24 protein-coding genes are annotated in these 20,773 nt (G+C 71.8%); 14 read left to right on the forward strand and 10 right to left on the reverse strand.

What is annotated here, in order from left to right; genetic code table 11:
• The first annotated feature begins 32 nt into the window (after window positions 1-32).
• Together IEX47_RS09490 and IEX47_RS09495 are read left to right on the forward strand one after the other, a co-directional pair.
• Complete coding sequence (locus IEX47_RS09490; protein ID WP_229662760.1) at window positions 33-551, forward strand: sigma-70 family RNA polymerase sigma factor; 519 nt, start codon at window positions 33-35, stop codon at window positions 549-551.
• A complete protein-coding gene (locus tag IEX47_RS09495) occupies window positions 548-1,186 on the forward strand; it encodes an anti-sigma factor family protein (RefSeq protein WP_188783782.1) in 639 nt (212 codons plus the stop codon). Before IEX47_RS09490 ends, IEX47_RS09495 begins: the two co-directional genes overlap by 4 nt.
• A gap of 7 nt (window positions 1,187-1,193) precedes the next feature.
• On the opposite strand, the gene IEX47_RS09500 is transcribed toward IEX47_RS09495, so the two are convergent.
• Together IEX47_RS09500 and ychF are read right to left on the reverse strand one after the other, a co-directional pair.
• A complete protein-coding gene (locus IEX47_RS09500; protein WP_188783783.1) occupies window positions 1,194-1,481 on the reverse strand; it encodes a DUF1905 domain-containing protein in 288 nt (95 codons plus the stop codon).
• Between the two features lie 441 nt (window positions 1,482-1,922).
• Window positions 1,923-2,996, reverse strand: a complete 1,074-nt coding sequence (ychF, locus tag IEX47_RS09505) for a redox-regulated ATPase YchF (RefSeq protein ID WP_188783784.1) — start codon at window positions 2,994-2,996, stop codon at window positions 1,923-1,925.
• 220 nt (window positions 2,997-3,216) lie between these two features.
• On the opposite strand from ychF, the gene IEX47_RS09510 reads away from it, so the two are divergent.
• Together IEX47_RS09510 and IEX47_RS09515 are read left to right on the forward strand one after the other, a co-directional pair.
• The gene (locus IEX47_RS09510; protein ID WP_188783785.1) at window positions 3,217-3,471 is read left to right on the forward strand and encodes a hypothetical protein; all 255 of its coding nucleotides are present in this window, start codon (window positions 3,217-3,219) and stop codon (window positions 3,469-3,471) included.
• 127 nt (window positions 3,472-3,598) lie between these two features.
• Window positions 3,599-3,859 (forward strand): hypothetical protein, encoded by a 261-nt coding sequence (locus IEX47_RS09515; protein WP_188783786.1) that lies wholly within the window; start codon window positions 3,599-3,601, stop codon window positions 3,857-3,859.
• A gap of 19 nt (window positions 3,860-3,878) precedes the next feature.
• Here the strand turns inward: IEX47_RS09515 and IEX47_RS09520 are convergent, their stop codons facing one another.
• The gene (locus tag IEX47_RS09520; RefSeq protein WP_188783787.1) at window positions 3,879-4,133 is read right to left on the reverse strand and encodes a hypothetical protein; all 255 of its coding nucleotides are present in this window, start codon (window positions 4,131-4,133) and stop codon (window positions 3,879-3,881) included.
• A gap of 84 nt (window positions 4,134-4,217) precedes the next feature.
• Between IEX47_RS09520 and IEX47_RS09525 the strand changes: the two genes are divergently transcribed.
• Window positions 4,218-5,270, forward strand: coding sequence for an NAD-dependent epimerase/dehydratase family protein (locus IEX47_RS09525; protein ID WP_229662761.1), 1,053 nt, complete (start codon window positions 4,218-4,220; stop codon window positions 5,268-5,270).
• 70 nt (window positions 5,271-5,340) lie between these two features.
• Here the strand turns inward: IEX47_RS09525 and IEX47_RS09530 are convergent, their stop codons facing one another.
• Window positions 5,341-6,444, reverse strand: a complete 1,104-nt coding sequence (locus IEX47_RS09530; RefSeq protein ID WP_188783788.1) for an oxygenase MpaB family protein — start codon at window positions 6,442-6,444, stop codon at window positions 5,341-5,343.
• Window positions 6,445-6,534: 90 nt separating this feature from the next.
• Between IEX47_RS09530 and IEX47_RS09535 the strand changes: the two genes are divergently transcribed.
• Window positions 6,535-7,176, forward strand: coding sequence for a TetR/AcrR family transcriptional regulator (locus IEX47_RS09535; protein WP_229662762.1), 642 nt, complete (start codon window positions 6,535-6,537; stop codon window positions 7,174-7,176).
• A gap of 16 nt (window positions 7,177-7,192) precedes the next feature.
• Here IEX47_RS09535 and IEX47_RS09540 read toward each other — a convergent pair whose 3' ends face one another.
• Together IEX47_RS09540 and IEX47_RS09545 are read right to left on the reverse strand one after the other, a co-directional pair.
• The gene (locus IEX47_RS09540; protein ID WP_188783790.1) at window positions 7,193-8,989 is read right to left on the reverse strand and encodes an acyl-CoA dehydrogenase; all 1,797 of its coding nucleotides are present in this window, start codon (window positions 8,987-8,989) and stop codon (window positions 7,193-7,195) included.
• Between the two features lie 51 nt (window positions 8,990-9,040).
• The gene (locus IEX47_RS09545; protein ID WP_188783791.1) at window positions 9,041-10,093 is read right to left on the reverse strand and encodes an oxygenase MpaB family protein; all 1,053 of its coding nucleotides are present in this window, start codon (window positions 10,091-10,093) and stop codon (window positions 9,041-9,043) included.
• Between the two features lie 113 nt (window positions 10,094-10,206).
• Between IEX47_RS09545 and IEX47_RS09550 the strand changes: the two genes are divergently transcribed.
• The 5 genes from IEX47_RS09550 (at window position 10,207) to IEX47_RS09575 (ending at window position 13,969) form a co-directional block, all read left to right on the forward strand.
• Window positions 10,207-10,833, forward strand: a complete 627-nt coding sequence (locus IEX47_RS09550) for a TetR/AcrR family transcriptional regulator (protein WP_188783792.1) — start codon at window positions 10,207-10,209, stop codon at window positions 10,831-10,833.
• Between the two features lie 53 nt (window positions 10,834-10,886).
• On the forward strand, window positions 10,887-12,038 hold the full coding sequence (locus IEX47_RS09555) for a zinc-binding dehydrogenase (protein WP_229662763.1): 1,152 nt from the start codon (window positions 10,887-10,889) through the stop codon (window positions 12,036-12,038).
• Window positions 12,039-12,060: 22 nt separating this feature from the next.
• A complete protein-coding gene (locus IEX47_RS09560) occupies window positions 12,061-12,837 on the forward strand; it encodes an exodeoxyribonuclease III (protein ID WP_188783793.1) in 777 nt (258 codons plus the stop codon).
• Window positions 12,838-12,953: 116 nt separating this feature from the next.
• Window positions 12,954-13,448 carry a DivIVA domain-containing protein gene (locus IEX47_RS17950; RefSeq protein WP_229662764.1) on the forward strand — a complete coding sequence of 165 codons (495 nt, stop codon included), beginning with the start codon at window positions 12,954-12,956 and terminating at the stop codon, window positions 13,446-13,448.
• Window positions 13,449-13,531: 83 nt separating this feature from the next.
• Complete coding sequence (locus IEX47_RS09575; RefSeq protein WP_188783794.1) at window positions 13,532-13,969, forward strand: DUF6542 domain-containing protein; 438 nt, start codon at window positions 13,532-13,534, stop codon at window positions 13,967-13,969.
• 43 nt (window positions 13,970-14,012) lie between these two features.
• Here IEX47_RS09575 and IEX47_RS09580 read toward each other — a convergent pair whose 3' ends face one another.
• From IEX47_RS09580 to IEX47_RS09590, 3 genes are all read right to left on the reverse strand, one after another.
• Entirely contained in the window at window positions 14,013-14,636 is a 624-nt protein-coding gene (locus tag IEX47_RS09580) for an L-threonylcarbamoyladenylate synthase (protein WP_188783795.1), read from the reverse strand.
• Between the two features lie 9 nt (window positions 14,637-14,645).
• Entirely contained in the window at window positions 14,646-15,653 is a 1,008-nt protein-coding gene (locus IEX47_RS09585) for a 4-hydroxy-3-methylbut-2-enyl diphosphate reductase (RefSeq protein WP_188783796.1), read from the reverse strand.
• A 77-nt stretch (window positions 15,654-15,730) separates the two neighbouring features.
• Complete coding sequence (locus tag IEX47_RS09590) at window positions 15,731-17,515, reverse strand: coiled-coil domain-containing protein (RefSeq protein ID WP_188783797.1); 1,785 nt, start codon at window positions 17,513-17,515, stop codon at window positions 15,731-15,733.
• Window positions 17,516-17,573: 58 nt separating this feature from the next.
• Between IEX47_RS09590 and xseA the strand changes: the two genes are divergently transcribed.
• Window positions 17,574-18,815, forward strand: a complete 1,242-nt coding sequence (gene xseA, locus IEX47_RS09595) for an exodeoxyribonuclease VII large subunit (protein WP_188783798.1) — start codon at window positions 17,574-17,576, stop codon at window positions 18,813-18,815.
• Complete coding sequence (locus tag IEX47_RS09600) at window positions 18,808-19,023, forward strand: exodeoxyribonuclease VII small subunit (protein ID WP_188783799.1); 216 nt, start codon at window positions 18,808-18,810, stop codon at window positions 19,021-19,023. Before xseA ends, IEX47_RS09600 begins: the two co-directional genes overlap by 8 nt.
• 12 nt (window positions 19,024-19,035) lie before the next feature.
• On the opposite strand, the gene IEX47_RS09605 is transcribed toward IEX47_RS09600, so the two are convergent.
• On the reverse strand, window positions 19,036-19,641 hold the full coding sequence (locus IEX47_RS09605) for a DUF4245 family protein (RefSeq protein ID WP_188783800.1): 606 nt from the start codon (window positions 19,639-19,641) through the stop codon (window positions 19,036-19,038).
• 78 nt (window positions 19,642-19,719) lie between these two features.
• Here IEX47_RS09605 and glpX point away from each other — a divergent pair, with 78 nt between their 5' ends.
• The gene (gene glpX, locus IEX47_RS09610; protein ID WP_188783801.1) at window positions 19,720-20,742 is read left to right on the forward strand and encodes a class II fructose-bisphosphatase; all 1,023 of its coding nucleotides are present in this window, start codon (window positions 19,720-19,722) and stop codon (window positions 20,740-20,742) included.
• Window positions 20,743-20,773 lie beyond the last annotated feature (31 nt).

Below are 20,773 nucleotides of genomic sequence, written 5' to 3' on the forward strand. Positions count from 1 at the left end.
GCGCCGGCGAGCCCGGGAGCACACTGGTGGACGTGACCCCGCGTCCACCCCGCGACGACGGCCTGCTGCGTGCGCTGCACGACGAGCACGGTCCGGCGTTGTGGCACTACGCGCTCCGCCTGACCCGCGGCGACGCGACCCAGGCCGAGGACGTCGTGCAGGAGACGTTCCTGCGCGCCTGGCGTCATCCCCAGGCGTTCGAGCCTCAGCGCGGCTCCGCTCGCGCCTGGCTCTACACCGTCGCGCGCCACCTCGTCATCGACGAGCACCGCTCCGCCCACGCCCGGCACGAGTCCGCCACGGCACAGGTGCCGGAGCAGGAGGCACCCGACGAGACCACCCAGGTCGTCGACCGCGCGCTCGTGAGCGCCGCCCTCGCCCGCCTCTCCCCGGAGCACCGCGCGGTGCTCCAGGAGTGCTACTACCGCGGCCGGAGCGTGGCGGAGGCGGCCGTCGTCCTCGGCGTACCGCCCGGCACGGTGAAGTCCCGGACCCACTACGCACTGCAGGCGCTCCGCCTGGCGGTCGACGAGCTCGGAGGAGAGCGATGAGCACCGATCCCTGGCAGCACGCCGACGCGGCGTACGCGCTCGGCGCGCTGGAGCCGGCCGAACGCGCGGCCTACGAGGAGCACCTCGCGGGCTGCACGGACTGCCGGGCGCGGGTCGCCGAGGCGCAGGCCACGCTCGGGCTGCTCGCCGGCGGCGAGGTCGACGCTCCCCCGCTGCCGGACACGCTGCTCCCTTCGCTCCTGCGCGAGGCCCGCCGGGCCCGTCGCCGCCGCCTGGTCGTCACCAGCGCACTGGTCGGCGTTGCCGCGAGCCTGCTGACGGTGCTGGTCACCGCCGCACCTCTGGGTGACCGGCCCGACCGGGTCCCGATGGCGGCGGTCGGGCAGGCTCCGATCAGCGCCGAGGCGGTCGTCGAGCCGACCCCGTGGGGCACCCGGATCACCCTGACCTGCCGGTACGCCGACAGCGCAGCCGCCCCGGGCTACCGCTACGAGCTGAGGGTGCGGGCGTCTGACGGCACGACGGCCACCCTCGGCTCGTGGGAGCTCGACGACGGCAGCGTCACCTTCACCGGCGGCACGGCGTTGCCGGTCGCCCGGATCGCGGCGGTGGAGGTCACCGACAGCGCCGGCACGACGGTGCTCACGCTGCCCGAAGCGGGGGCCCGGGCGTGAGCCGGCGCTAGCGGGAGCGGAGCCGCAGACCCACCTGCACGACGTCGCCGACCTCGATCTGCTCGGCCCGCCGGATCGCGACGCGCAGCGGCAGGACGTACTGCTCCCCGTACGGGAAGGTCGCGGAGCGGAACTCGGTCTCGCCGATCCGCGCCTGGACGGGCACCTGGCCCCAGTAGACGAGGTCGCGCCCGGCCTCACGGACGTCGTCGCTCTCGTCGGGCGGGATCAGCACGAAGAAGTACGGCGACGGGCCGCGCCACTCGATGACCTCGCCCTCGAACTCCCACTCCATGGAGCCGACGCTAGCCGCCCGTTCCGACAACGGGCGGCTAGCCGATCCTGTCTTCCTGCACGAACCGACACGTTGACGTGTCACCGACCAGCGGGCCACACGCGACATCCGGATAGGCGATGCGTCAACGTGTCGGTTCGTGCAGGTCAGAGACGAGCGACGAGGAACGCCGCGTCGCGCGCGGCTCGGCTGCGAAGCACAGGACGCCCAGCGGACAAGGCCATCCAGACGACCAACGACCGCGGGAGCGGCTGTTGGACGCGCGGGCGGCGGCGGGGCGCGAAGATCCGTTCGGACTCGACGTGCGACGTCCGCGTCAACGACGACGGAGACGGCTGGGTAGGCAACGCAACGCTGCTCCCCTTGGCGATCGCTGAGGGAGGCCCGAAACGCAACGACCCCGGCCGCCACGAGGCAGCCGGGATCGTCGTACGACGCGGATCAGACGTTGAAGCGGAACTCCACGACGTCGCCGTCCTGCATGACGTAGTCCTTGCCCTCCATGCGGGCCTTGCCGACCTCACGCGCCTTCGCGACGGAGCCGGCGGCGATGAGGTCGTCGAAGGAGACGATCTCGGCCTTGATGAAGCCCTTCTGGAAGTCGGTGTGGATGACACCGGCTGCCTCGGGCGCCGTGGCGCCCTTCTTGATCTCCCACGCGCGGACCTCCTTGGGCCCGGCGGTGAGGTAGGTCTGCAGGCCGAGGGTGTCGAAGCCGACGCGGGCGAGCTGGTCGAGGCCCGACTCGTCGATGCCGAGGTCGTTGAGCATCTCGAGCGCCTCCTCGTCGGTCATCTCGATCAGCTCGGACTCGATCTTGGCGTCGAGGAAGATCGCCTCGGCCGGGGCCACCAGCTCGCGCATCTGCGCCTTGAGGGCCTCGTCGGCCAGCTCGTCGGTGTCGCAGTTGAAGACGTAGATGAAGGGCTTCGCGGTCAGCAGCGACAGCTCACGCAGGAGCGTCCGGTCGATCTTCGTGGCGATGATCGGCGTGCCGGCCTCGAGGGCGGCCTTCGCCTCGACGGCGGCGTCGAGGTTGGCCTTGAGGTCCTTGTTCTTCTTCGCCTCCTTCTCGAGGCGGGCGATCGCCTTCTCCACCGTCTCGATGTCGGCGAGGATCAGCTCGGTCTGAATCGTCTCGATGTCGGAGCCCGGGTCGACCTTGCCGTCGACGTGGGTCACGTCCTCGTCGCGGAAGACGCGCGTCACCTGGCAGATCGCCGCGGCCTCGCGGATGTGCGCGAGGAACTTGTTGCCCAGGCCCTCACCCTGCGAGGCGCCGCGCACGATGCCGGCGATGTCGACGAACTCGACGGTCGCGGGCAGCAGCTTCTGCGAGCCGTAGACCTTCGCCAGCTCGGCAAGGCGCGGGTCCGGGACGCCGACGACACCGACGTTCGGCTCGATCGTCGCGAACGGGTAGTTCGCCGCGAGCACGTTGTTCTTGGTGAGGGCGTTGAAGAGCGTCGACTTGCCCGCGTTGGGGAGACCGACGATGCCGATAGTGAGAGCCACGAGGCGCGATTCTACGGCGTACGGCGGGCCGCGCCGACCGCGCGCACGATCGGGCCGCGCCGCCCTCCCGAGCCGGGCCCTGTTGGGCCGTGAGGAAGGTGTTACGGCGCCGAACCGGCCAGGAACAGACGCCGGAACGCGGAGGACGCAGAGTTGCCACCGTCACAGGCGGTCCCGACGGAGCCGACCGCCACCCATGCATGCCCGAGAGGAGTCCACGATGACCCGCAACAGCTGGTTCGCCCGCACCGCCCGAGGCCGTGGCTGGACGCCGATCACCTGGCAGGGCTGGGCCCTCGCCGTCGCGCTCGTCCTCGTCCCCCTCACCTTCGCCGGTCTGCTCGGCGCCGGACCCGGCGTCCTCGGCGCGGCGGCGTACGGCGCGACCACGGCGTTCGCGGTCTGCGCGCTGCTGCTCGTCGGCTTCGTCAAGGGCCCGGCGCCGCAGTGGCGCCTCGCCGGCCAGGACGACTAGGAACACCCCCGCGTCCCGGGGCCTGAGGCCCTTCGTCCACGTTGGCGCGGCAATCGTCGCGAAGTAACGTGATCTGTGCCACGGTGGCCCCAAGGCCCAGGCAGGATCAGACGAAAGGCCAGCACAGATGGCGAAGCACCCTCACTACTGGTTCGACCGGCGCAACCTCGGGCAGCTGCTGGTGCCCGTCACCTGGCAGGCGTTCGTGCTGATCGGCATCCAGGCGCTCCTCGTCGCCCTTGCCGCTCTGGTCATCTTCAGCAGCCTGGGCGACTGGGCGACGATCGGCTGGATCTCGCTGATCGGCCTCGGCCTCAACCTGACCTTCGTGGTCGCGATCGCGAAGAGCCCCATGCCGCACTGGCTGCGGCACAGCCTCGGCGACTGACCGGCGACCGACCTCGGGCTCAGTCGAGGCGGCGGACCACCTCGGTCTGCTCGACGACGTCGTCCTCGGGCGCGGAGGCGTCGACCGGGCCCGGGTGGCGCACGACCTCGCGCGTGACGACCTCCTTGCGTGCCATCCGCGAGCGCACGATGAAGCCGACGCCCCCGAGCATGAGCACCAGCCCGAGCATGTCGGTGTCGAGCCACGACGAGTCGGCCTTGATCGCGAACGCGAAGATGCCGCCGATGACGAGCAGGATGATTCCGGGAGCCATGCGCCCCCAGTGCCCGGCGCCTGCGCCAGGCAAACGACCCCGAAGGTGTAACTCGGTGTCACAACATCTTGCTAGCGTGGCCGCATGACCGTCATCGACCCCTCGGCTCCTGTCCTCGTCACGGGCGGCAGCGGCTACGTCGCCAGCTGGATCGTCCGCTACCTCCTGGAGGACGGGCGCACCGTCCGTGCGACCGTCCGCAACCCGGCCAGGGCGACCGGCCTCGAGCACCTCCATGCGCTCAGCGAGGCCCACCCGGGGCGGCTCACGCTGCACCAGGCGGACCTCCTCGACGAGGGCAGCTTCGCCGACGCGATGGCGGGCTGCGAGCTGGTGATCCACACCGCCTCGCCGTTCCTCGTCGGCAAGGTCAAGGACGCCTACGCCGACCTGGTCGAGCCCGCCCTCGAGGGCACGAAGAACGTCCTGACCAGCGTCGACGCCACCCCGTCCGTCAAGCGGGTGGTGCTGACCAGCAGCGTCGTCGCTGTCTACGGCGACGCGATCGAGATGCGGGGCAAGAAGGAGTTCACCGAGTCCGACTGGAACACCACCAGCAGCCTCGAGCACCAGCCCTACTCCTACTCCAAGACCGTCGCCGAGCGTGAGGCGTGGCAGCGGCAGGCAGCGCAGGACCGCTGGGACCTCGTCACGATCCACCCCGGCCTGGTCCTCGGTCCGTCGCTCACCAAGGTCAGTGCCTCGGGCTCGATGACGACGATGAACATGTTCATCGACGGCAGCCAGATGCTCGGCACCGCGCGGCTCTGGCTCGGCATCGTCGACGTCCGCGACGTGGCCCGCGCCCACATCGCGGCGGGCTTCACGCCCGAGGCGCACGGGCGCTACCTCACCAACTCCGAGTCGCTCCGGATGCTGCAGATCAGCCGGATCCTGCGGGCGAAGTTCGGCTCACGTCCGTCGTTCCCGCGCTTCGAGGCCCCGAAGGCGGGCGCCTGGGCCATTGCGCCGCTCATCGGCCAGACCCGCGACTTCATCGCGAAGAACGTCGGCTACCCGATCGCCTTCGACTCCAGCCGTACGACGCGCGAGCTCGGCGTCGCCTTCCGCCCGGCGGCCGCGTCGGTCGAGGCCCACTTCCAGCAGATGATCGACGACGGACTCACGCGCGCCTGATCCCCTGACACAGCGAAGCGCCCCGGAGCGATCGGCTCCGGGGCGCTTCGTCGTACGGCGTCAGGCGGGGTCAGCCGACCTTGGCCGCGTTGTGGACGTCCATGGCGCCGATGTGCGCCTGCGACTCCTCGAGGCCCTCGTCGGAGGGCTTCTCGCCCTTCTCGAAGACGCGCTCGTACTGCTTCGCGCGGAACTCCTTGTGCGCCTCGGCGGGGATGTCGAAGCCGAAGTGCTGCTGGGCCTCGCGCACCTCCCAGACCTTCTCCGACAGCGGCTTGATGCCGAGGATCGCGGGCGCGGCCACCGGGACGGCCTGCGGCGCGATGAAGTTCATGAAGAGCAGCCGCACGTTGAGGTTGCTGTTGAGGAAGGAGTGCATCGCCTTCACGGGCAGACGGACCGCGGCGTCGGTCAGGCGGCTCTGGTGGATGCCGGCCATGTCGCGCATGTACTTCGGGTAGGTCGCGATGACCGCCTTGGTCAGCAGGAAGATCGCCGGCTTGAGCGCCGCCTTCTGCCAGGCCGCGGCGTCGACGGGCAGCGCCACGTCGATCGGCAGGATGAACTTGATCATGTCCTGCGCGCCCTCGGAGGCGGCCAGGCGCGGGCGCCACTCCTCGAAGTAGCGGTGCACGGCCTCGCGGCTGGTCGGCACGAGCTCGGGGTCGATCGTCTGGAGCTTGGCGACCTCCTTCATCTCGGCCCAGAACCGGTTCTCCTCGTCCTCGGTCAGCTTGCCGGGACCGAACATCTCGTAGCACTTGAGGATCGAGTGCCAGGCCGTGACGTGGATCCAGAGCTGCGAGCCCCCGTCGTTCGCGTCGTACGTGCCGCCGGTGACGGGGTCGTGGCCGATCGCCTTGGAGTGGACCTTGACCAGCACGTCGGCGGCCTTGCAGGTCTGCTCGGCGCCGCCGAAGAGCTGCAGGCCGAAGTAGCGGAGCGTGCGGCCGTAGCGGGTCGCAGGGCGGTACTTCACGCCGCCGGACTGGATGACGGCCGCCGCCAGGTTGGGGTCGAAGTGCTCGATCGTCACCGCACGCACGAAGCCCAGGACGTACGACGTGGGGTGGCCCCACACCTTCCACGAGACCGAGTCCGGGCCCAGGAAGCCGTAGTCGGCCATCGGCTCGTACTGCGCCATCAGCTGCTTGCGGGACTTGATGCCGAGCATCCCCGTCTCCTTCTTCCTACAGGGCTGTAGATATTTTCTACAGATCCGTAGGTTCGCATGCGACACGGCGTCACGACTACCTTTCGGTGCGTGAGCCGGGACACAGCGTCACAGACACCGCGCCGCCGCTACGCCGCGCGGATGCCGGTCGACGAACGCCGCGAGCAGCTGCTCGACGCAGCGCTGACCGTGCTCGTGCGCGACGGCTACGACAACGTCTCGATCGAGGCGATCGCCAAGGAGGCCGGGGTCACCCGTCCGGTCGTCTACGGCGCGTACGACGGCCTCGAGCCGCTGCTGCACGCGCTCCTCGACCGGACCCGCGACCGCGCCCTCGGCCAGGCGATCGCACTGCTCCACGAGGCGGGCAGCCCCGCCGACGTCGACGCCTGGATCGTCCGCGCCATGGACCTCCTGGTCGACCAGGTGCAGGACGACCCCGAGGTGTGGCGGCCGGTGCTCGGCCTGACCGCCGGCGCACCCGCGATCGTCCGCGACCGGATCGCCTCGACCCGGGAGCTGATCCGCGGCTACCTGCAGGCCGGCATCGAGACCGGCATCGACCTGCGCGGCGGCCCCTTCGTCGACGCCGAGATCCTCTCGCACATCGTGCTCGCGATGGCCGAGGAGTTCGGCCGGCTGGTGCTCCAGGATCCCCCGCGTTACGACAAGGAGCGGCTGCTCGCGGCCCTCCAGGGCCTGCTCGCAGCCGCTCCTCCCACGGGCCCCTGACCGGGACCCGCCTGGCTCAGAACCAGGCGTCCTGCATCTCGTACGCCGTGAGGTCGCCGGCCGCGACCAGGTCGAGCATCGGCGTGATCTTCGGCAGCTCGGTGGCGAAGAAGTACCGCCCCGCCTGGCGCTTGCCGTCGTAGAAATCGCCCGGCTGCTCCCCCACCACGAGCAGCTGCTCGAGCCAGATCCAGGCGATGACGAGGTGGCCGGCCGCCTCCAGGTAGGTGGTGGCGTTGGCCATCATCTTCTCGGGGTCGCCGAGGCCGACCAGGCCGAAGGTGACCTCGCCGACGCGGTCGAGCTGGGCCTTGAGCTGGTCGGCGTACACGCCGAGGTCGCCGCCGGCCTCACGGGCTGCGGCGATCGTCTTCTCCATGCGGCCGGCGAGCGCCATCAGGCCGGCGCCGCCGTCCATGAGGACCTTGCGGCCGAGCAGGTCGAGCGCCTGCACGCCGTGGGTGCCCTCGTGGATCGGGTTGAGGCGCTGGTCGCGCCAGTGCTGCTCGACGTCGTAGTCGCGCGTGTAGCCGGCGCCGCCGAGGACCTGGATCGCCAGCGACGTCGACTCCTGGCCCCACTGCGACGGCCACGACTTCACGATCGGCGTGAGCACGCCGAGCACCTTCGCCGCCTCGGCGCGTGCCTCCTCGGTCTCCGCCGTCTTCTCGTCGTCGAGCAGGCTGGCGCAGAAGAGGGTCAGCCCGAGCGCGCCCTCGACGTACGACTTCTGCGCGAGGAGCATCCGGCGTACGTCGGTGTGCTCGATGATCTCGACCTGCGGGGTCGACTGGTCGCCCTGCGTGAGCGCGCGGCCCTGCGGGCGGCTGCGGGCGTACTCCAGCGACTTGAGGTACGCCGCCGACGCGGTGCCGGTGGCCGCCGTGCCGACCGCGAGCCGGGCGGCGTTCATCATGTGGAACATGTACTTGAGCCCCTTGTGGGGCTCGCCGACCAGGTAGCCGACCGCGCCGCGCCGGCCGCCGGGCTCGAAGGCGCCGTCACCGAAGACGGGCGCGGTGTTGACCGTGCCGCGCGAGCCGAGCTTGTGGTTGATGCTCGAGAGGACCACGTCGTTGCGCTCGCCGAGGGAGCCGTCGGCGTTGACCAGGAACTTCGGGACGACGAAGAGGGAGATGCCCTTCGTGCCCGCCGGGGCGTCGGGGAGCTTGGCGAGGACCAGGTGGACGATGTTCTCCGCGATCTCGTGGTCGCCACCCGAGATCCACATCTTCGAGCCGAAGACCCGGTGCGAGCCGTCGGGCTGCGGGATCGCCCGCGTGGTGACGTCGCCGAGCGAGGTGCCGGCGTGCGGCTCCGACATCGCCATCGTGCCGAAGAAGCGGCCCTCGAACATCGGGCGGGCGTAGCGCTCCTTGATCTCGTCCGAGGCGTGCGCGACGAGGAGGCTCGCGTTGGCGATCGTCAGGAACGAGTAGCACGCGGTGCCGATGTTGGCGGCGGTGAACCACGTCGAGGCGGCGGTGCCGACGGTCGCCGGCAGCTGCATGCCGCCGTACTCCTCGTCGGCCTGCAGGGCGAAGCCGTCCATCTCGGCGAACCGCTTGAGCGCCTCGCCGATCTCGGGGATCAGGTGCACCGTCTCACCGTCGAACGTCGGCTCCTGCTCGTCGCTCTTGCGGAAGTGCGTGGCGAAGTGGTCCGTCGCGAGCTGCTCGGAGAGCTGCAGCAGCGCGTCGTACGACTCACGGGAGTGCTCCGCGAAGCGCTCGCGGGCGGAGAGCCGCTCGACGTCGAGCCATTCGTAGAGCAGGAACTCCAGGTTGCGGGCGGAGAGCAGGTTCGAGGCCACGGGGGTCCTTCCAGAGGGGCGACGCGCGGATCCTACGCGCGTGTATGAACGTCAGGCGAGTCGGCCGAGCACCGACTGGGACTCGAGGAGCCCCTCGTCGCTCGGCGCCAGGCCGTCCCCGAAGACACGCTGGGCCTGGCGCGCGCGCAGCTCCAGGTGGGCCTCGGCAGGACGGACGTAGCCCCACTGGTGGCGGGCCTGATCCGGCGTCAGGACGACCGGGTTGACCGCGGGCACGCCGTACCAGTGCGGCTCGATGACCGGGAGCGTCCTGGGCGAGAGGACAGCGAGCAGGTGGCGCTGGACGGGCAGCGACCGCGCAGCGATGCGCATCAGCCCGCGGAGCCAGAGGGTGACGAGCACGTCGGTGGCCCGCGACTGGCGCACGCCGGCCAGGTCGCGCATGTGCTGCGGCAGGGTCGCGATCGTCGCGCGCCGCAAGGTGGCGTTGGCGAGGGGGCGCACCACGCCGAGGAGGCCCGCGCGGGGCACCACGGCGTTCACGCCGTCCAGCAGGTGGTCCATCATGCGCTGCGCGGCCTCACTGGCCGCGAGCCGCGGGCGCCACGCCTCGAAGTAGGCATGCACCTCCTCGCGCGACCGCGGGACGTCGGCCGGGTCGCAGGTCTGGAACTCCGCAGCGATCGCGCACTCGGCCCAGTACTGCCGCTCCTCCTCGGCCGACAGCTTGCCGGGGCCGAAGACCTCGTAGGCCTTCAGCACCGAGTGCCAGCCCGTGACCAGGATCCACAGCTGCGAGGCGGGGTCGTTCGCGTCGTAGCGCCCGCCGCCGACGGGCTCGTGGCCGATCGCCTTCGAGTGGATCTTGACCAGGACGTCGGCGAGCTTCAGCACGGTCCGCGCGTCCGCGAAGGCGACGGATGCGAAGTACTGCACGGTCCGCGCGTACCGCGTGTTGAGCCGCGAGTAGTTGTCGCCGGTGTCATCGACGGCAGCGATGAGGTTGGGATCCAGCTCCTCGATGACCGTGGCGCGCTGGATGCCGACGAGCGGCGTCGTGGGATAGCCCCAGACCCTGCGGGTCACGGAGTCGGGGGCGAAGAACCCGTAGTCCTGGTGCGGGACGATCTTCCTCGGAGCCATGACAGACCTTTCGTGCCGACCCCCGGCGGGAGTCCGGACGCCATATTAATTCATGCATGTAGGAATTTCCTACAGTCACGCAGGAAATGTCAGGTGTGTCATAGGATCCCGGCATGCCGACGACGAAGACCCGGACCCGCGCCGCGCATCTCGGGCCCGAGCGCCGTCGGCCCGCGGTGCTCGATGCCGCGCTCGAGCTCGCCGTCGACGGAGGACTGGCTGCGGTCACCATCGGCAGCGTCGCCAGCCACCTCGGCGTCACCCGACCCGTCGTCTACGCCTGCTACGCCGACCGCGTCGAGCTGGTCACCGCCCTCCTCGACCGGGAGGCCACGATCCTGAAGGAGTCGCTCCTCAGCGCGCTGCACTCCTCCGGAGGGCAGTCGGACCCCGAGACCGCGTTCGTGACCGGCTTCCGCTCGCTCCTCACAGCCGCGGAGACCCGACCGAGCACCTGGCGGCTGCTCGTGAGCGGCGAGCCGGACCCCGCCGTCTCGACGCGCTTCCGTGACGTCCGCGCCGAGCTGCTCGACCACGCGACGACCTGGATCGGCTCTGCGGTGAGTCGCTGGTGGGAGATCGAGGACCTGGACCACAAGATGCCGGTGCTCATGGAGATGTTCATGTCCACCTGCGAGGCGGCGATCAGGTCCCTCCTCGACGAGGACCAGGCATGGACCCCCGAGGAGCTGGGGTCGCTCGTCGGGGCGGCGACGACGCGGATGTTCGCCGGCGCCTGAACCGGAGCCTGAGATCGCCGGCGGCTGTCGGCGACCGGGCCTAGTGTCGCCGCATGAGCGACACGATGAAGGCGGCCGTCGTCCAGCAGGGCGAGTTCAGCGTGGTGGACCTGCCGGTCCCCCAGCCCGGTCCGGGGCAGCTGCTCCTCAAGGTCGTGCGGTGCGGCATCTGCGGCACCGACCTCCACGCCCGCGCGCACACCGCCGACCTCCATGCGCTGGGCCGTGACCTCGGCTACGAGGCGATCATGGCGCCGTCGCAGCGTGTGGTGATGGGCCACGAGTTCCTCGGCGAGCTGGTCGCCCGCGGCCCGCGCACGACGAAGTGGAAGAAGGGCGCACGCGTCGTCGCCGTCCCGATGGTCAAGCACGGCGACGAGATCCACATGACCGGCTTCGACGTCGCCGCGCCCGGCGCGTACGCCGAGTACGTGCTCGTCCAGGACGCTTTCGCCTTCGAGGTCCCCGCCGGCGTCGACGACGAGAAGGCCGCCTTCACCGAGCCGCTCGCGGTCGCCTGGCACGCCGTCCGGCGGGGCTCCGTCGGCAAGCGGCCCGCGATCGTCATCGGCTGCGGCCCCATCGGCCTCGCGGTCATCCTGATGCTGAAGGCATCGGGCGTGAAGACGATCGTGGCGTCCGACCTCTCCCCCACCCGGCGCGAGCTCGCCCGGCAGTGCGGCGCGACCGTCGTCGTCGACCCGCGCGAGCAGTCGCCCTGGACGGCGTACGACCTGAAGGGGCCGGTCGGCTCGGTGACGGAGCTCGCCGACTTCGGCCTCAAGGCGATCGGCTCGATGCGGAAGGTCCCGCTCCTTCCCTGGGGTCAGCTGATGCGCGTCGGCGAGAAGCTGGGCGCAGCACCGGCCGGACCCGTGGTCTTCGAGTGCGTGGGCGTCCCCGGCATCCTCGACCAGATCTTCGCCGCCGCCCCCGTGCGCAGCCGGATCGTCGGCGTCGGCGTCTGCATGGAGCCCGACACGGTGCGCACCACCCTCGCGCTCAACAAGGAGCACGAGATCCGGTTCGTCTTCGCCTACGACCCGGAGGAGTTCCAGCACGCGCTGCACCTGATCGCGAGCGGCAAGGTCGACCCCTCGCCGCTGCACACCGGCACGGTCGGGCTCAGCGGCCTGGCCGAGGCGTTCGACGACCTCGGCGACCCGGAGCGCCACGCGAAGATCCTGGTGGATCCGGCGCTCTGAGCACCGCCTAGGCTTGCCCGTCATGCGCATCGCCACGTGGAACGTCAACTCGCTGAGGACCCGCATCGACCGCGTCGAGGCGTTCCTGCAGAGGCATGACATCGACGTGCTCGCGATCCAGGAGACGAAGGCCAAGGAGGAGCAGATCCCGCTGATGGGACTGCAGATGCTCGGCTACGACATCGCCGCCGTCGGCTACGACCAGTGGAACGGCGTCGCGATCATCTCCCGCGTCGGCCTCGAGGACGTCACCTCGGGCTTCGCGGGCATGCCGCAGTTCAAGGAGGCCTCCGAGGCACGGGCACTCGGGGCGACCTGCGGCGGCGTACGCATCTGGTCGCTCTACGTGCCCAACGGCCGCAAGCCCGACGACCCGCACTACGCCTACAAGCTCGAGTGGCTGGCCGCGCTGCGTGCCTCCGCCGCGGAGTGGCGCGAGGTCCCGACGGCACTGGTCGGCGACTGGAACATCTGCCCCACCGACGACGACGTCTTCGACGTCTCCCAGTTCCGCAACTCCACGCACGTGACCCCGGCCGAGCGCGCGGCGTTCTCGGCGTTCGAGGAGGACGGCTGGCTCGAGGTGACGCGCGCCCACGCCGCCGGCTACACGTACTGGGACTACTACCGCCAGCGCTTCGAGCGTGACCGCGGCCTGAAGATCGACTTCGCCGTCTGCTCCCCTCCGCTCGCGTCGCGGGTGACGGGTGCTTTCATCGACCGCGAGGAGCGCGACCCGACCGTGTTCGCGGGGGCGCCCTCCGACCACGCTCCGGTGATCGTCGACATCGCCGACTGACGCACGACCTGACGCCGTGGCCGGCCTCTGCCGGGGCCCAGGGCCGAGGGGCCGAGGGCCGCACACGACGCGCTCACACGGCCGGCGGCCAGCCGCGGTCGTCGTACGGTGGCGGCATGGCGAACATCGACGTCGACAAGGTCCGCTTCTCCCCCGTCCGCCTGCGCGAGGGCTACGACATCAGCGAGGTCGACGACCACCTCGACCTCGTGAAGCAGACCCTGGATGCGCTCGACCGGGCGGTGCTCGAGGGTGCTCCGGTGCCGGGCTCGCTCCCTGCGCCCCGGTTCCGGCCGGTGCGCCTGCGGGAGGGCTACGACATGGGCGAGGTCGACGCGTTCCTCGCCGAGGTCGCCACCGAGGAGGCGCGGCTGCGCGGGCGCGCCGGGCGCGGCATCACGCCCTCCACGACGCCGCAGACCGATCCGGTCGTCGACCCCAGCGCACCCGCCGAGGTGGTCGACGTGAGCGCCCCCGCCCAGCCGTACGCCGCCCCCGACGGCTCGGCATACCCGGAGGTGATCCGCAAGGGATCGTCCGGGGCAGGCCTGGCGATCGTCGCCGCGCTGATCGCCGTGGCCCTCGTGATCGCGGTCGTCGCACTGCTCTGAGCGCAGGCCCGGCGCCGCCTTGAGCGTCCGCCCCGCGGCGGGTCAGAACGGGGAGTGTCGGTGCCGGGGCTTACCGTGACCTCGTGACCGCGGCTCCGACCATCTGGGACGAGGGCACCGAGCCGGCACGCCGGGTGGTGCTCCTCGGCGTCGCGCTCACCCTCACCGCAGCCGCACTCGACCTGCTGCTCGGCCACGACCTGGGCTGGATCTTCGACGTCTGCTTCGTGCTCATCGCGCCTGCGCTGGCGCTGCGCGTGCACCCGCGCGACTTCTTCCCGATCAGCCTCACGCCGCCGCTGCTGCTGCTCGGGCTCTTCGCGGTCATCGCCCTGATGGAGCCGGCGGTCATCGCGCGCGCCGACGACGGCCTGGTCCAGGCGACGCTGTCCGGGCTCGCGCACCACTCGTGGGCGCTCTTCCTCGGCTACGCCGCCTGCCTGGCCTTCCTGCAGATCAGGCGGCGACGGATCGCCATCGGCCTGGCCCGCCCGCGCCGGCGGCCCCAGCCGGTCCGCTGAGCCAGCTGGCTCGTCGACCCGGCCGGTCCGTGCGCGCGAGGGGTCAGTCCTCGAACCGGTCCGCGTCGCCCGCGCCCCGGCGTACGACCTCGGGGGTGCCGTCGGAGTAGTCGACGACCGTCGTCGGCAGCGGCTGGCACTCGCCGGCCTCGACCACCGCGTCGACAACGTGGTCGAGCTCCTCCTTGATCTCCCAGCCCATCGTGCGGGGCTCGGTCTCGCCGGGGAGGATCAGCGTGGAGGCCATCAGCGGCTCGCCCATCGCCTCGACGAGGGCGTGCACGATCGCGTGGTCGGGGATGCGGACGCCGACGGTCTTCTTCTTGGGGTGCATGAGCCGGCGCGGCACCTCGCGCGTCGCCTCGAGGATGAAGGTGTACGGCCCGGGCGTCACGCCCTTGACCGCGCGGAAGACGTGGTTGTCGACGTGGACGAACGTGCCGAGCTGGCTGAAGTCCTTGCAGAGCAGCGTGAAGTGGTGCTTGTCGTCGAGGCCGCGGATCGTGACGATGCGGTCGCGCCCGTCGTGGTTGTCCAGGCGCGAGACCAGCGCGTAGCCCGAGTCGGTCGGGAGCGCGATCAGGCCGTCGTCCTTGAGGATCTCGACCAGCTGGTCGATGACGCGCGGCTGCGGGTTCTCGGGGTGGACGTCGATGTAGCGGGCCATCTCGACGCCTTACCGGGTCGCCTGCTCGGCGGCGCGGAGGTCCTTGCGGAGCTCCGGCGGCAGCGCGAAGATCAGCGACTCCTCGGCCGTGTGGACCTGCGTCGCGTCGGGGAAGCCGCGCTCCTTGAGGTACGTGATGACGCCCTGCACGAGCTCCTCCGGCACGCTCGCGCCGCTCGTCACCGAGACGGTCGAGACGCCGGTGAGCCAGGCCTCGTCGATCTCGGAGGCGTCGTCGATGCGGTACGCCGCCTTGGCGCCGGCCTCGAGGGCCACCTCCGCGAGGCGGACCGAGTTGGAGGAGTTGGCCGAGCCCACCACGATGACCAGGTCGGTGCCGGGCGAGATCTCCTTGACCGCGAGCTGGCGGTTCTGCGTGGCGTAGCAGATGTCGTCGGACGGCGGGTCGAGCAGCTCCGGGAAGCGCTCGCGCAGCGCGGCCACGGTCGCCATCGTCTCGTCGACGGAGAGGGTGGTCTGGGAGAGCCAGACGACGCGCTTCGGGTCGCGGACCACGACCTTGTCGACGTCCCACGGGCCCTCGACGAGCTGCGTGTGGTCGGGCGCCTCGCCCATCGTGCCTTCGACCTCCTCGTGACCGGCGTGGCCGATCAGCAGGATGTCGAAGTCCTCCTTGGCGAAGCGGACCGCCTCGAGGTGGACCTTGGTGACCAGCGGGCAGGTCGCGTCGATCGTCTTGAGGCTGCGCTGCTCGGCCTCGGCGTGGACCGCCGGGCTGACGCCGTGGGCGGAGAAGACGACCGTCGCGCCCTCGGGCACCTCGTCGAGCTCGTTGACGAAGATCGCACCGCGCGCGGCCAGGTCGCCCACGACGTGCTTGTTGTGGACGATCTCCTTGCGCACGTAGACCGGCGCCCCGTAGAGGTCGAGCGCCTTCTCCACCGTGATCACCGCGCGGTCGACGCCGGCGCAGTAGCCGCGCGGCGCAGCGAGACGCACCGCCTTGTCGGCCTCGTCGGGAGAGAGGACGGGCGGCAGGCCCAGGTCAGCGCTCATGGCCCCGAGTCTACGGGCCCCGGGTCGTCCGCCTGAGCGCCGTGACCTTCACAGCGCTCAGGCGGACGACCTCGGTGTCAGCTGTCGAAGTCGCGGCCGCGCGGACCGGTGCGCCCCAGCGCGGCGAGGCTGGCCAGGAGGAGGGCCGCGACGAGCGCGCCCCCGGCGTACGGGAGCTTGCCGTCCTGGCCCACGAGCCAGCCGGCGGTCATCGCCGCAGCCAGCGCCAGGACCAGCAGGACGACCGTGAGCGCGAGCAGGCGCGTGCGGAACCACCCGTGGGTCTGCTCCACGTGCGCGAGGTACGCCGCGCGGGTCTCCGCGAGCTCGGACGCGAGCTTCGCGGCCCGGACCTCGGCGTCACGACGCTGACCGAGGGCATCCTGGGCGACCTCGGTGTGGTGGAGGACGGTCGCCTCGACCTTGCCGCGCTCGACCGTGCGCTCCTCGAGCGCCTTCTCGGCGGCGGCGCGGGCCTCGGCGGAGGCGGCGGCAGCGGCCTCGGCCTCGAGCCGGGCCTCGTGGGCGGTGTCGGTGGCCTCGGACTGGGCGGTGAGGGCGGCCTGGACCCGCTCGAGCTCGGCCTTCGCCGCCTCCTCGGCCTCACGCTGGGCGTCAGCGGCGGCCTGCGCGGCCTCGGCGGCGGCCTTGGCGGCCTCCTCCGCGGCGGTGCGCGCGGCGGTCGCCTCGGTCGCGGCCTGCTCGGCCGCGGCGCGGGCCTCGGCCTGCTCCGCAGCAGCCGCCTCGGCGGCGGCGCGCGCCTGGGTCGCGGCCTCGAGCTCACCGGCGAGGCCAGCGACCTTGGCGTGGGCCTCCTCCTGCGCGGCGAGCGCCTTGGCCGCGGCCTCGGTGCGGTCGAGGGCGTGCTGCTCGGCGGCCTCACGCTGCGACTGGGCGTGCTCGGCCAGGGCGGCCTGGTCGATGGCGCGCTTCTCGGCGGCCTCGCGCTCGGTGTGGGCCTTCGCCGCGGCCTCGGCCTGTGCGGAGGCTGCCTGCTCGGCGGCGGTGCGGGCCTTGGCGGCGGCGGTTGCGGCGGCCTCGGCGGCGGTGCGGGCCTGGTGGGCCTCCTTCGCCGCGTCGGCGTGCTCGGCGGCCTGGGTGTCGGCCAGCGTGCGGGCGTCGACGGCCCCGCGGGTCGCCTCGGCCAGCTCGGCCACGGACGCGCGCGCAGCGGCCTCCGCCTCGGCCGCCTCGGCGGCGCGGGCAGCGGCCTCGCGGGCGGACGTCTCCGCCTCGAGGCGCAGCGCCTGCTCCGCCTCGACCTTGCCGGTCAGCTCCTGGAGGGCCTGCTCGGCAGCGGTGCGGGCCTCGTGGGCCTCGGCGGCCAGGCGGGCCTGCTCCTGCGCAGCCGCGTCGGCCTCGGCACGGGCCTTCTGGGCGTCGGTCACGGCGGCTTCGGCCTGCAGCCGCGCCTCCGCGAGGTCGGCGGTCGCCTTCTCGGCCTTGAGGCGCGCCTGCTCGGCGGCCTTCACCTGCTGCTGCAGCTGCTCGAGGTGGGCGCGCATCTCCAGCTCACCCTGCTCGCGCTCGCGCGCGAGGTCGACGAGGGCACGCTCGGCGGCCTCACGGGCGGCGTACGCCTGCTCGGCCTGCTCGGCGAGGGTGGTCGCCCGGGTCTCGGCCTCCTGGCGAGCGAGGATCGCAGCCGCGGCGGACTGCTCGGAGGCGATCCGCTCGGCGGACTGCTCCTGCGCGGCACGCTCAGCGAGCAGGCGCAGCTGCTGCGCGCGCTCGGCGGCGGCGGTCGCGGCGAACGCCCGGTCGTTCGCCTCCTCGATGCTCAGCTCCACGCCCTTGCGGCGGCGCCAGAACGAGCTCGCGTGCTCGGGTGCGTCGTGCGGCGGAATGTCGGAAGAGGCCATGGGGCGAAGGCTATCGGGGGAGAGCGGCCGTGTCGGTCCAAACACCTAGGCTGCGGGCATGGCACTCGACACGTCCCCGGAGGCCCCGGCTCCCGTCCGGCAGATCGCCCAGGCGATCACCGGTTGGGTCGACCGTCTCGGCGCGGTGTGGGTGGAGGGCCAGGTGGCGCAGGTCAGCCGCCGACAGGGCATGCAGACCGTCTTCATGGTGCTGCGTGACCCGATCGCCGACATCTCGATCTCGGTGACCTGCTCGCGCCTGCTCTTCGACAGCCTCAACCCGCCGCTGGTCGAGGGCGCCTCGGTGATCGTGCACGCCAAGCCGTCCTACTACGCCCCGCGCGGCACGCTCTCGCTGCAGGCCCGCGACATCCGCATGGTCGGGCTCGGCGAGCTGCTCGCCCGCCTCGAGCGCCGCCGCCAGCTGCTCGCCGCCGAGGGGCTCTTCGCCGCCGAGCTCAAGCGGCCCCTCCCCTTCCTCCCGACGAAGGTCGGCCTGGTCACGGCCCCCAACTCCGCTGCCGAGCGCGACGTGCTCGAGGTCGCGCGCCGCCGCTGGCCGGCGGTCACCTTCGAGGTGGCGTACGCCGCGATGCAGGGCACGCGGTCCGTCGTCGAGGTGATCGAGGGGCTCGAGCGCCTCGACAAGGACCCCGACGTCGGCGTCATCGTCATCGCACGCGGCGGTGGCTCGGTCGAGGACCTGCTGCCGTTCAGCGACGAGGCGCTGATCCGGGCGGTCCACAAGGCGCGCACGCCGGTGGTCTCCGCGATCGGCCACGAGCCCGACCAGCCGCTGCTCGACCTGGTCGCCGACGTCCGCGCCGCCACGCCCACCGACGCGGCCAAGCGCGTCGTGCCCGACATGGCCGAGGAGGTGCACCGGCTGACGACCGCCCGCGACCGGCTGCGGCGCGCGGTCGACGGCCGCCTCGCCACCGAGCGCTCCCACCTCGACATGCTGCGCTCGCGGCCGGCGCTCGCTGCGCCCTCGACGCTCTTCGACAACCGCTCCGACGAGGTCCGCTCGCTCGTCGACCGTGCCCGGCGCTGCCTGGGCCACCAGCTCGACCGCGCCGCCGACGAGGTCGGCCACCAGCGCGCACGGGCCCAGGCCCTCTCCCCCCTCGCCACGCTCGAGCGGGGCTACGCCGTCCTCCAGGACGCCGACGGCCACGTCGTGACCGGCGTGGGTGGCGTTCGCCCCGGTGCGGCCGTCACCATCCGCGTCACCGACGGCCGCATCGCGGCGACCGTCTCCCCCGACCACGCGCCTTCAGAAGGAGCCGACCATGGCTGACCCGACCCCCGTCGCCGACCTCTCCTACGAGGCGGCCCGCGACGAGCTCGTCGAGACCGTCCGCCGCCTCGAGGCCGGCGGCACCTCCCTCGAGGAGTCGCTCGCGCTCTGGGAGCGCGGCGAGGCGCTCGCCCAGCGGTGCCAGGAGTGGCTCGACGGCGCGCGCACGCGCCTCGACGAGGTCATCGCCGCGCGCCAGTCGGAGTGAGGGCCGGCCGGCTCAGCTCGTCGGCTTGAGCGGGTCGAGGACCAGCTCGTCGATGACCTTCTCGATGTCCTTCTTCGGGGCGCTGCCGAAGACGAGCAGCGTCGTGCCCTTGCCGCGCTCCAGCTGGGGGTTCGGCTCGTCGCCGCGCTGCATGCCGAGCGGGGCGGTGTACGCCCTGTCGTCGCCGTCGACGTCCCACGACGTCCACTCGGTCGCCACGGCCGTGTGGTCGAAGGAGACGGGGCCACCCTGCTTGCCCTGGTCGTCGACGTACTTCGCGATGAGGTCCTTGTCGCGCAGGTCGGCCTGACGGATGCCGACGTACCTCTTGTCGGCCGTGAGCAGGTCGAGCTCCCACGCGAGGTTCTGCGTGTCGTAGACGGCGCGGGTCGCCTGCCAGCCCTTCGGCAGCTTCGCCGGGTACGCCGGCTCGAGGCCGCCGCCGGACTGCAGCCCCTGGACGACCTGGAGGTAGTCGACGGAGTCGGGCTGCACGTCGAGGTCGTCACGGTTGAGCGCCCGGAACGCCACGAAGGCGAGGATCACGAGGAGCGTCACGATCATCGCGCCGGCCATGCCGGCGGCACTGCGCTCGTACCGCGCACTTCCCTGGGCCATGGGCCCATCCTCCCAAGGCGTGCCCACCGGCGCGCCTCGGGGGTCGTGGGGTGGTCACGGGCCGATAACATCAGGCCCATGAACGCGCCGGTGGACCTGTCCGTTGCCCCTTCCTCGCCCGACCGCAACCTCGCCCTGGAGCTGGTGCGCGTCACCGAGGCCGCGGCGATGGCCGCCGGCCGCTGGACCGGCAAGGGCGACAAGAACGGCGCCGACGGCGTGGCCGTCAACGCGATGCGCGTGATGATCTCGTCGGTCAGCATGAAGGGCACCGTGGTCATCGGCGAGGGCGAGAAGGACGACGCCCCGATGCTCTACAACGGCGAGCAGGTCGGCGACGGCACGGGCCCCGAGTGCGACATCGCGGTCGACCCGATCGACGGCACCACCCTGGCCGCCAAGGGCATGAACAACGCGATCGCCGTCCTCGCCGCCGCTCCGCGCGGCACGATGTACGACCCGTCGGCCGTCTTCTACATGGAGAAGCTGGTGACCGGCCCCGAGGCCGCCGACGTCGTCGACATCCGGCTCCCCGTGGGCGAGAACATCCGCCTGATCGCCAAGGCCAAGGGCTCGACCCCGGAGGACGTCACCGTCGTCCTGCTCGACCGCCCGCGCCACGACAAGATCGCCGAGGAGATCCGCGCCGCTGGCGCCCGGATCAAGTTCATCTCCGACGGCGACGTCGCCGGCGCGATCATGGCCGCCCGCCCCGACACCGGCATCGACCTGCTGCTCGGCATCGGCGGCACCCCGGAGGGCATCATCGCCGCCTGCGCGATGAAGTGCACCGGCGGCACCATCCAGGGCCGCCTCTGGCCCAAGGACGACGAGGAGCGCCAGCGCGCCCTCGACGCCGGCCACAACCTCGACCCCGACTTCGTCCTCCACACCGACGACCTGGTCACCGGCGACGACTGCTTCTTCGTCGCGACCGGCATCACCGACGGCGAGCTCATGAAGGGCGTGCGCTACCGCGCCGGCTTCGCCAGCACCGACTCGCTGGTCATGCGCTCCCGCTCGGGCACGATCCGCCGGATCAGCTCCGAGCACCGCATCGGCAAGCTCCGCGCGTACTCCGCCATCGACTTCGAGCACTGATCCCCCACCTCGTCTGCTGAGACGTCGACCA

The sequence above is a fragment of the Nocardioides phosphati genome (assembly GCF_014646375.1).
GTDB lineage: Bacteria > Actinomycetota > Actinomycetes > Propionibacteriales > Nocardioidaceae > Nocardioides > Nocardioides phosphati.

Excerpts from the sequence above, each read along its gene's own strand:
- IEX47_RS09560 (WP_188783793.1), top strand. The coding sequence starts at position 12,061 with ATGCGCATCGCCACGTGGAACGTCAACTCGCTGAGGACCCGCATCGAC.
- IEX47_RS09580 (WP_188783795.1), bottom strand. The coding sequence starts at position 14,636 with ATGGCCCGCTACATCGACGTCCACCCCGAGAACCCGCAGCCGCGCGTC.
- IEX47_RS09600 (WP_188783799.1), top strand. The coding sequence starts at position 18,808 with ATGGCTGACCCGACCCCCGTCGCCGACCTCTCCTACGAGGCGGCCCGC.
- IEX47_RS09585 (WP_188783796.1), bottom strand. The coding sequence starts at position 15,653 with ATGAGCGCTGACCTGGGCCTGCCGCCCGTCCTCTCTCCCGACGAGGCC.
- IEX47_RS09555 (WP_229662763.1), top strand. The coding sequence starts at position 10,887 with ATGAGCGACACGATGAAGGCGGCCGTCGTCCAGCAGGGCGAGTTCAGC.
- IEX47_RS09530 (WP_188783788.1), bottom strand. The coding sequence starts at position 6,444 with ATGCTCGGCATCAAGTCCCGCAAGCAGCTGATGGCGCAGTACGAGCCG.
- IEX47_RS09550 (WP_188783792.1), top strand. The coding sequence starts at position 10,207 with ATGCCGACGACGAAGACCCGGACCCGCGCCGCGCATCTCGGGCCCGAG.
- IEX47_RS09590 (WP_188783797.1), bottom strand. The coding sequence starts at position 17,515 with ATGGCCTCTTCCGACATTCCGCCGCACGACGCACCCGAGCACGCGAGC.
- IEX47_RS09495 (WP_188783782.1), top strand. The coding sequence starts at position 548 with ATGAGCACCGATCCCTGGCAGCACGCCGACGCGGCGTACGCGCTCGGC.
- IEX47_RS17950 (WP_229662764.1), top strand. The coding sequence starts at position 12,954 with ATGGCGAACATCGACGTCGACAAGGTCCGCTTCTCCCCCGTCCGCCTG.
- IEX47_RS09525 (WP_229662761.1), top strand. The coding sequence starts at position 4,218 with ATGACCGTCATCGACCCCTCGGCTCCTGTCCTCGTCACGGGCGGCAGC.
- IEX47_RS09510 (WP_188783785.1), top strand. The coding sequence starts at position 3,217 with ATGACCCGCAACAGCTGGTTCGCCCGCACCGCCCGAGGCCGTGGCTGG.
- IEX47_RS09515 (WP_188783786.1), top strand. The coding sequence starts at position 3,599 with ATGGCGAAGCACCCTCACTACTGGTTCGACCGGCGCAACCTCGGGCAG.
- IEX47_RS09545 (WP_188783791.1), bottom strand. The coding sequence starts at position 10,093 with ATGGCTCCGAGGAAGATCGTCCCGCACCAGGACTACGGGTTCTTCGCC.
- glpX (WP_188783801.1), top strand. The coding sequence starts at position 19,720 with ATGAACGCGCCGGTGGACCTGTCCGTTGCCCCTTCCTCGCCCGACCGC.
- IEX47_RS09500 (WP_188783783.1), bottom strand. The coding sequence starts at position 1,481 with ATGGAGTGGGAGTTCGAGGGCGAGGTCATCGAGTGGCGCGGCCCGTCG.
- xseA (WP_188783798.1), top strand. The coding sequence starts at position 17,574 with ATGGCACTCGACACGTCCCCGGAGGCCCCGGCTCCCGTCCGGCAGATC.
- IEX47_RS09605 (WP_188783800.1), bottom strand. The coding sequence starts at position 19,641 with ATGGCCCAGGGAAGTGCGCGGTACGAGCGCAGTGCCGCCGGCATGGCC.
- IEX47_RS09520 (WP_188783787.1), bottom strand. The coding sequence starts at position 4,133 with ATGGCTCCCGGAATCATCCTGCTCGTCATCGGCGGCATCTTCGCGTTC.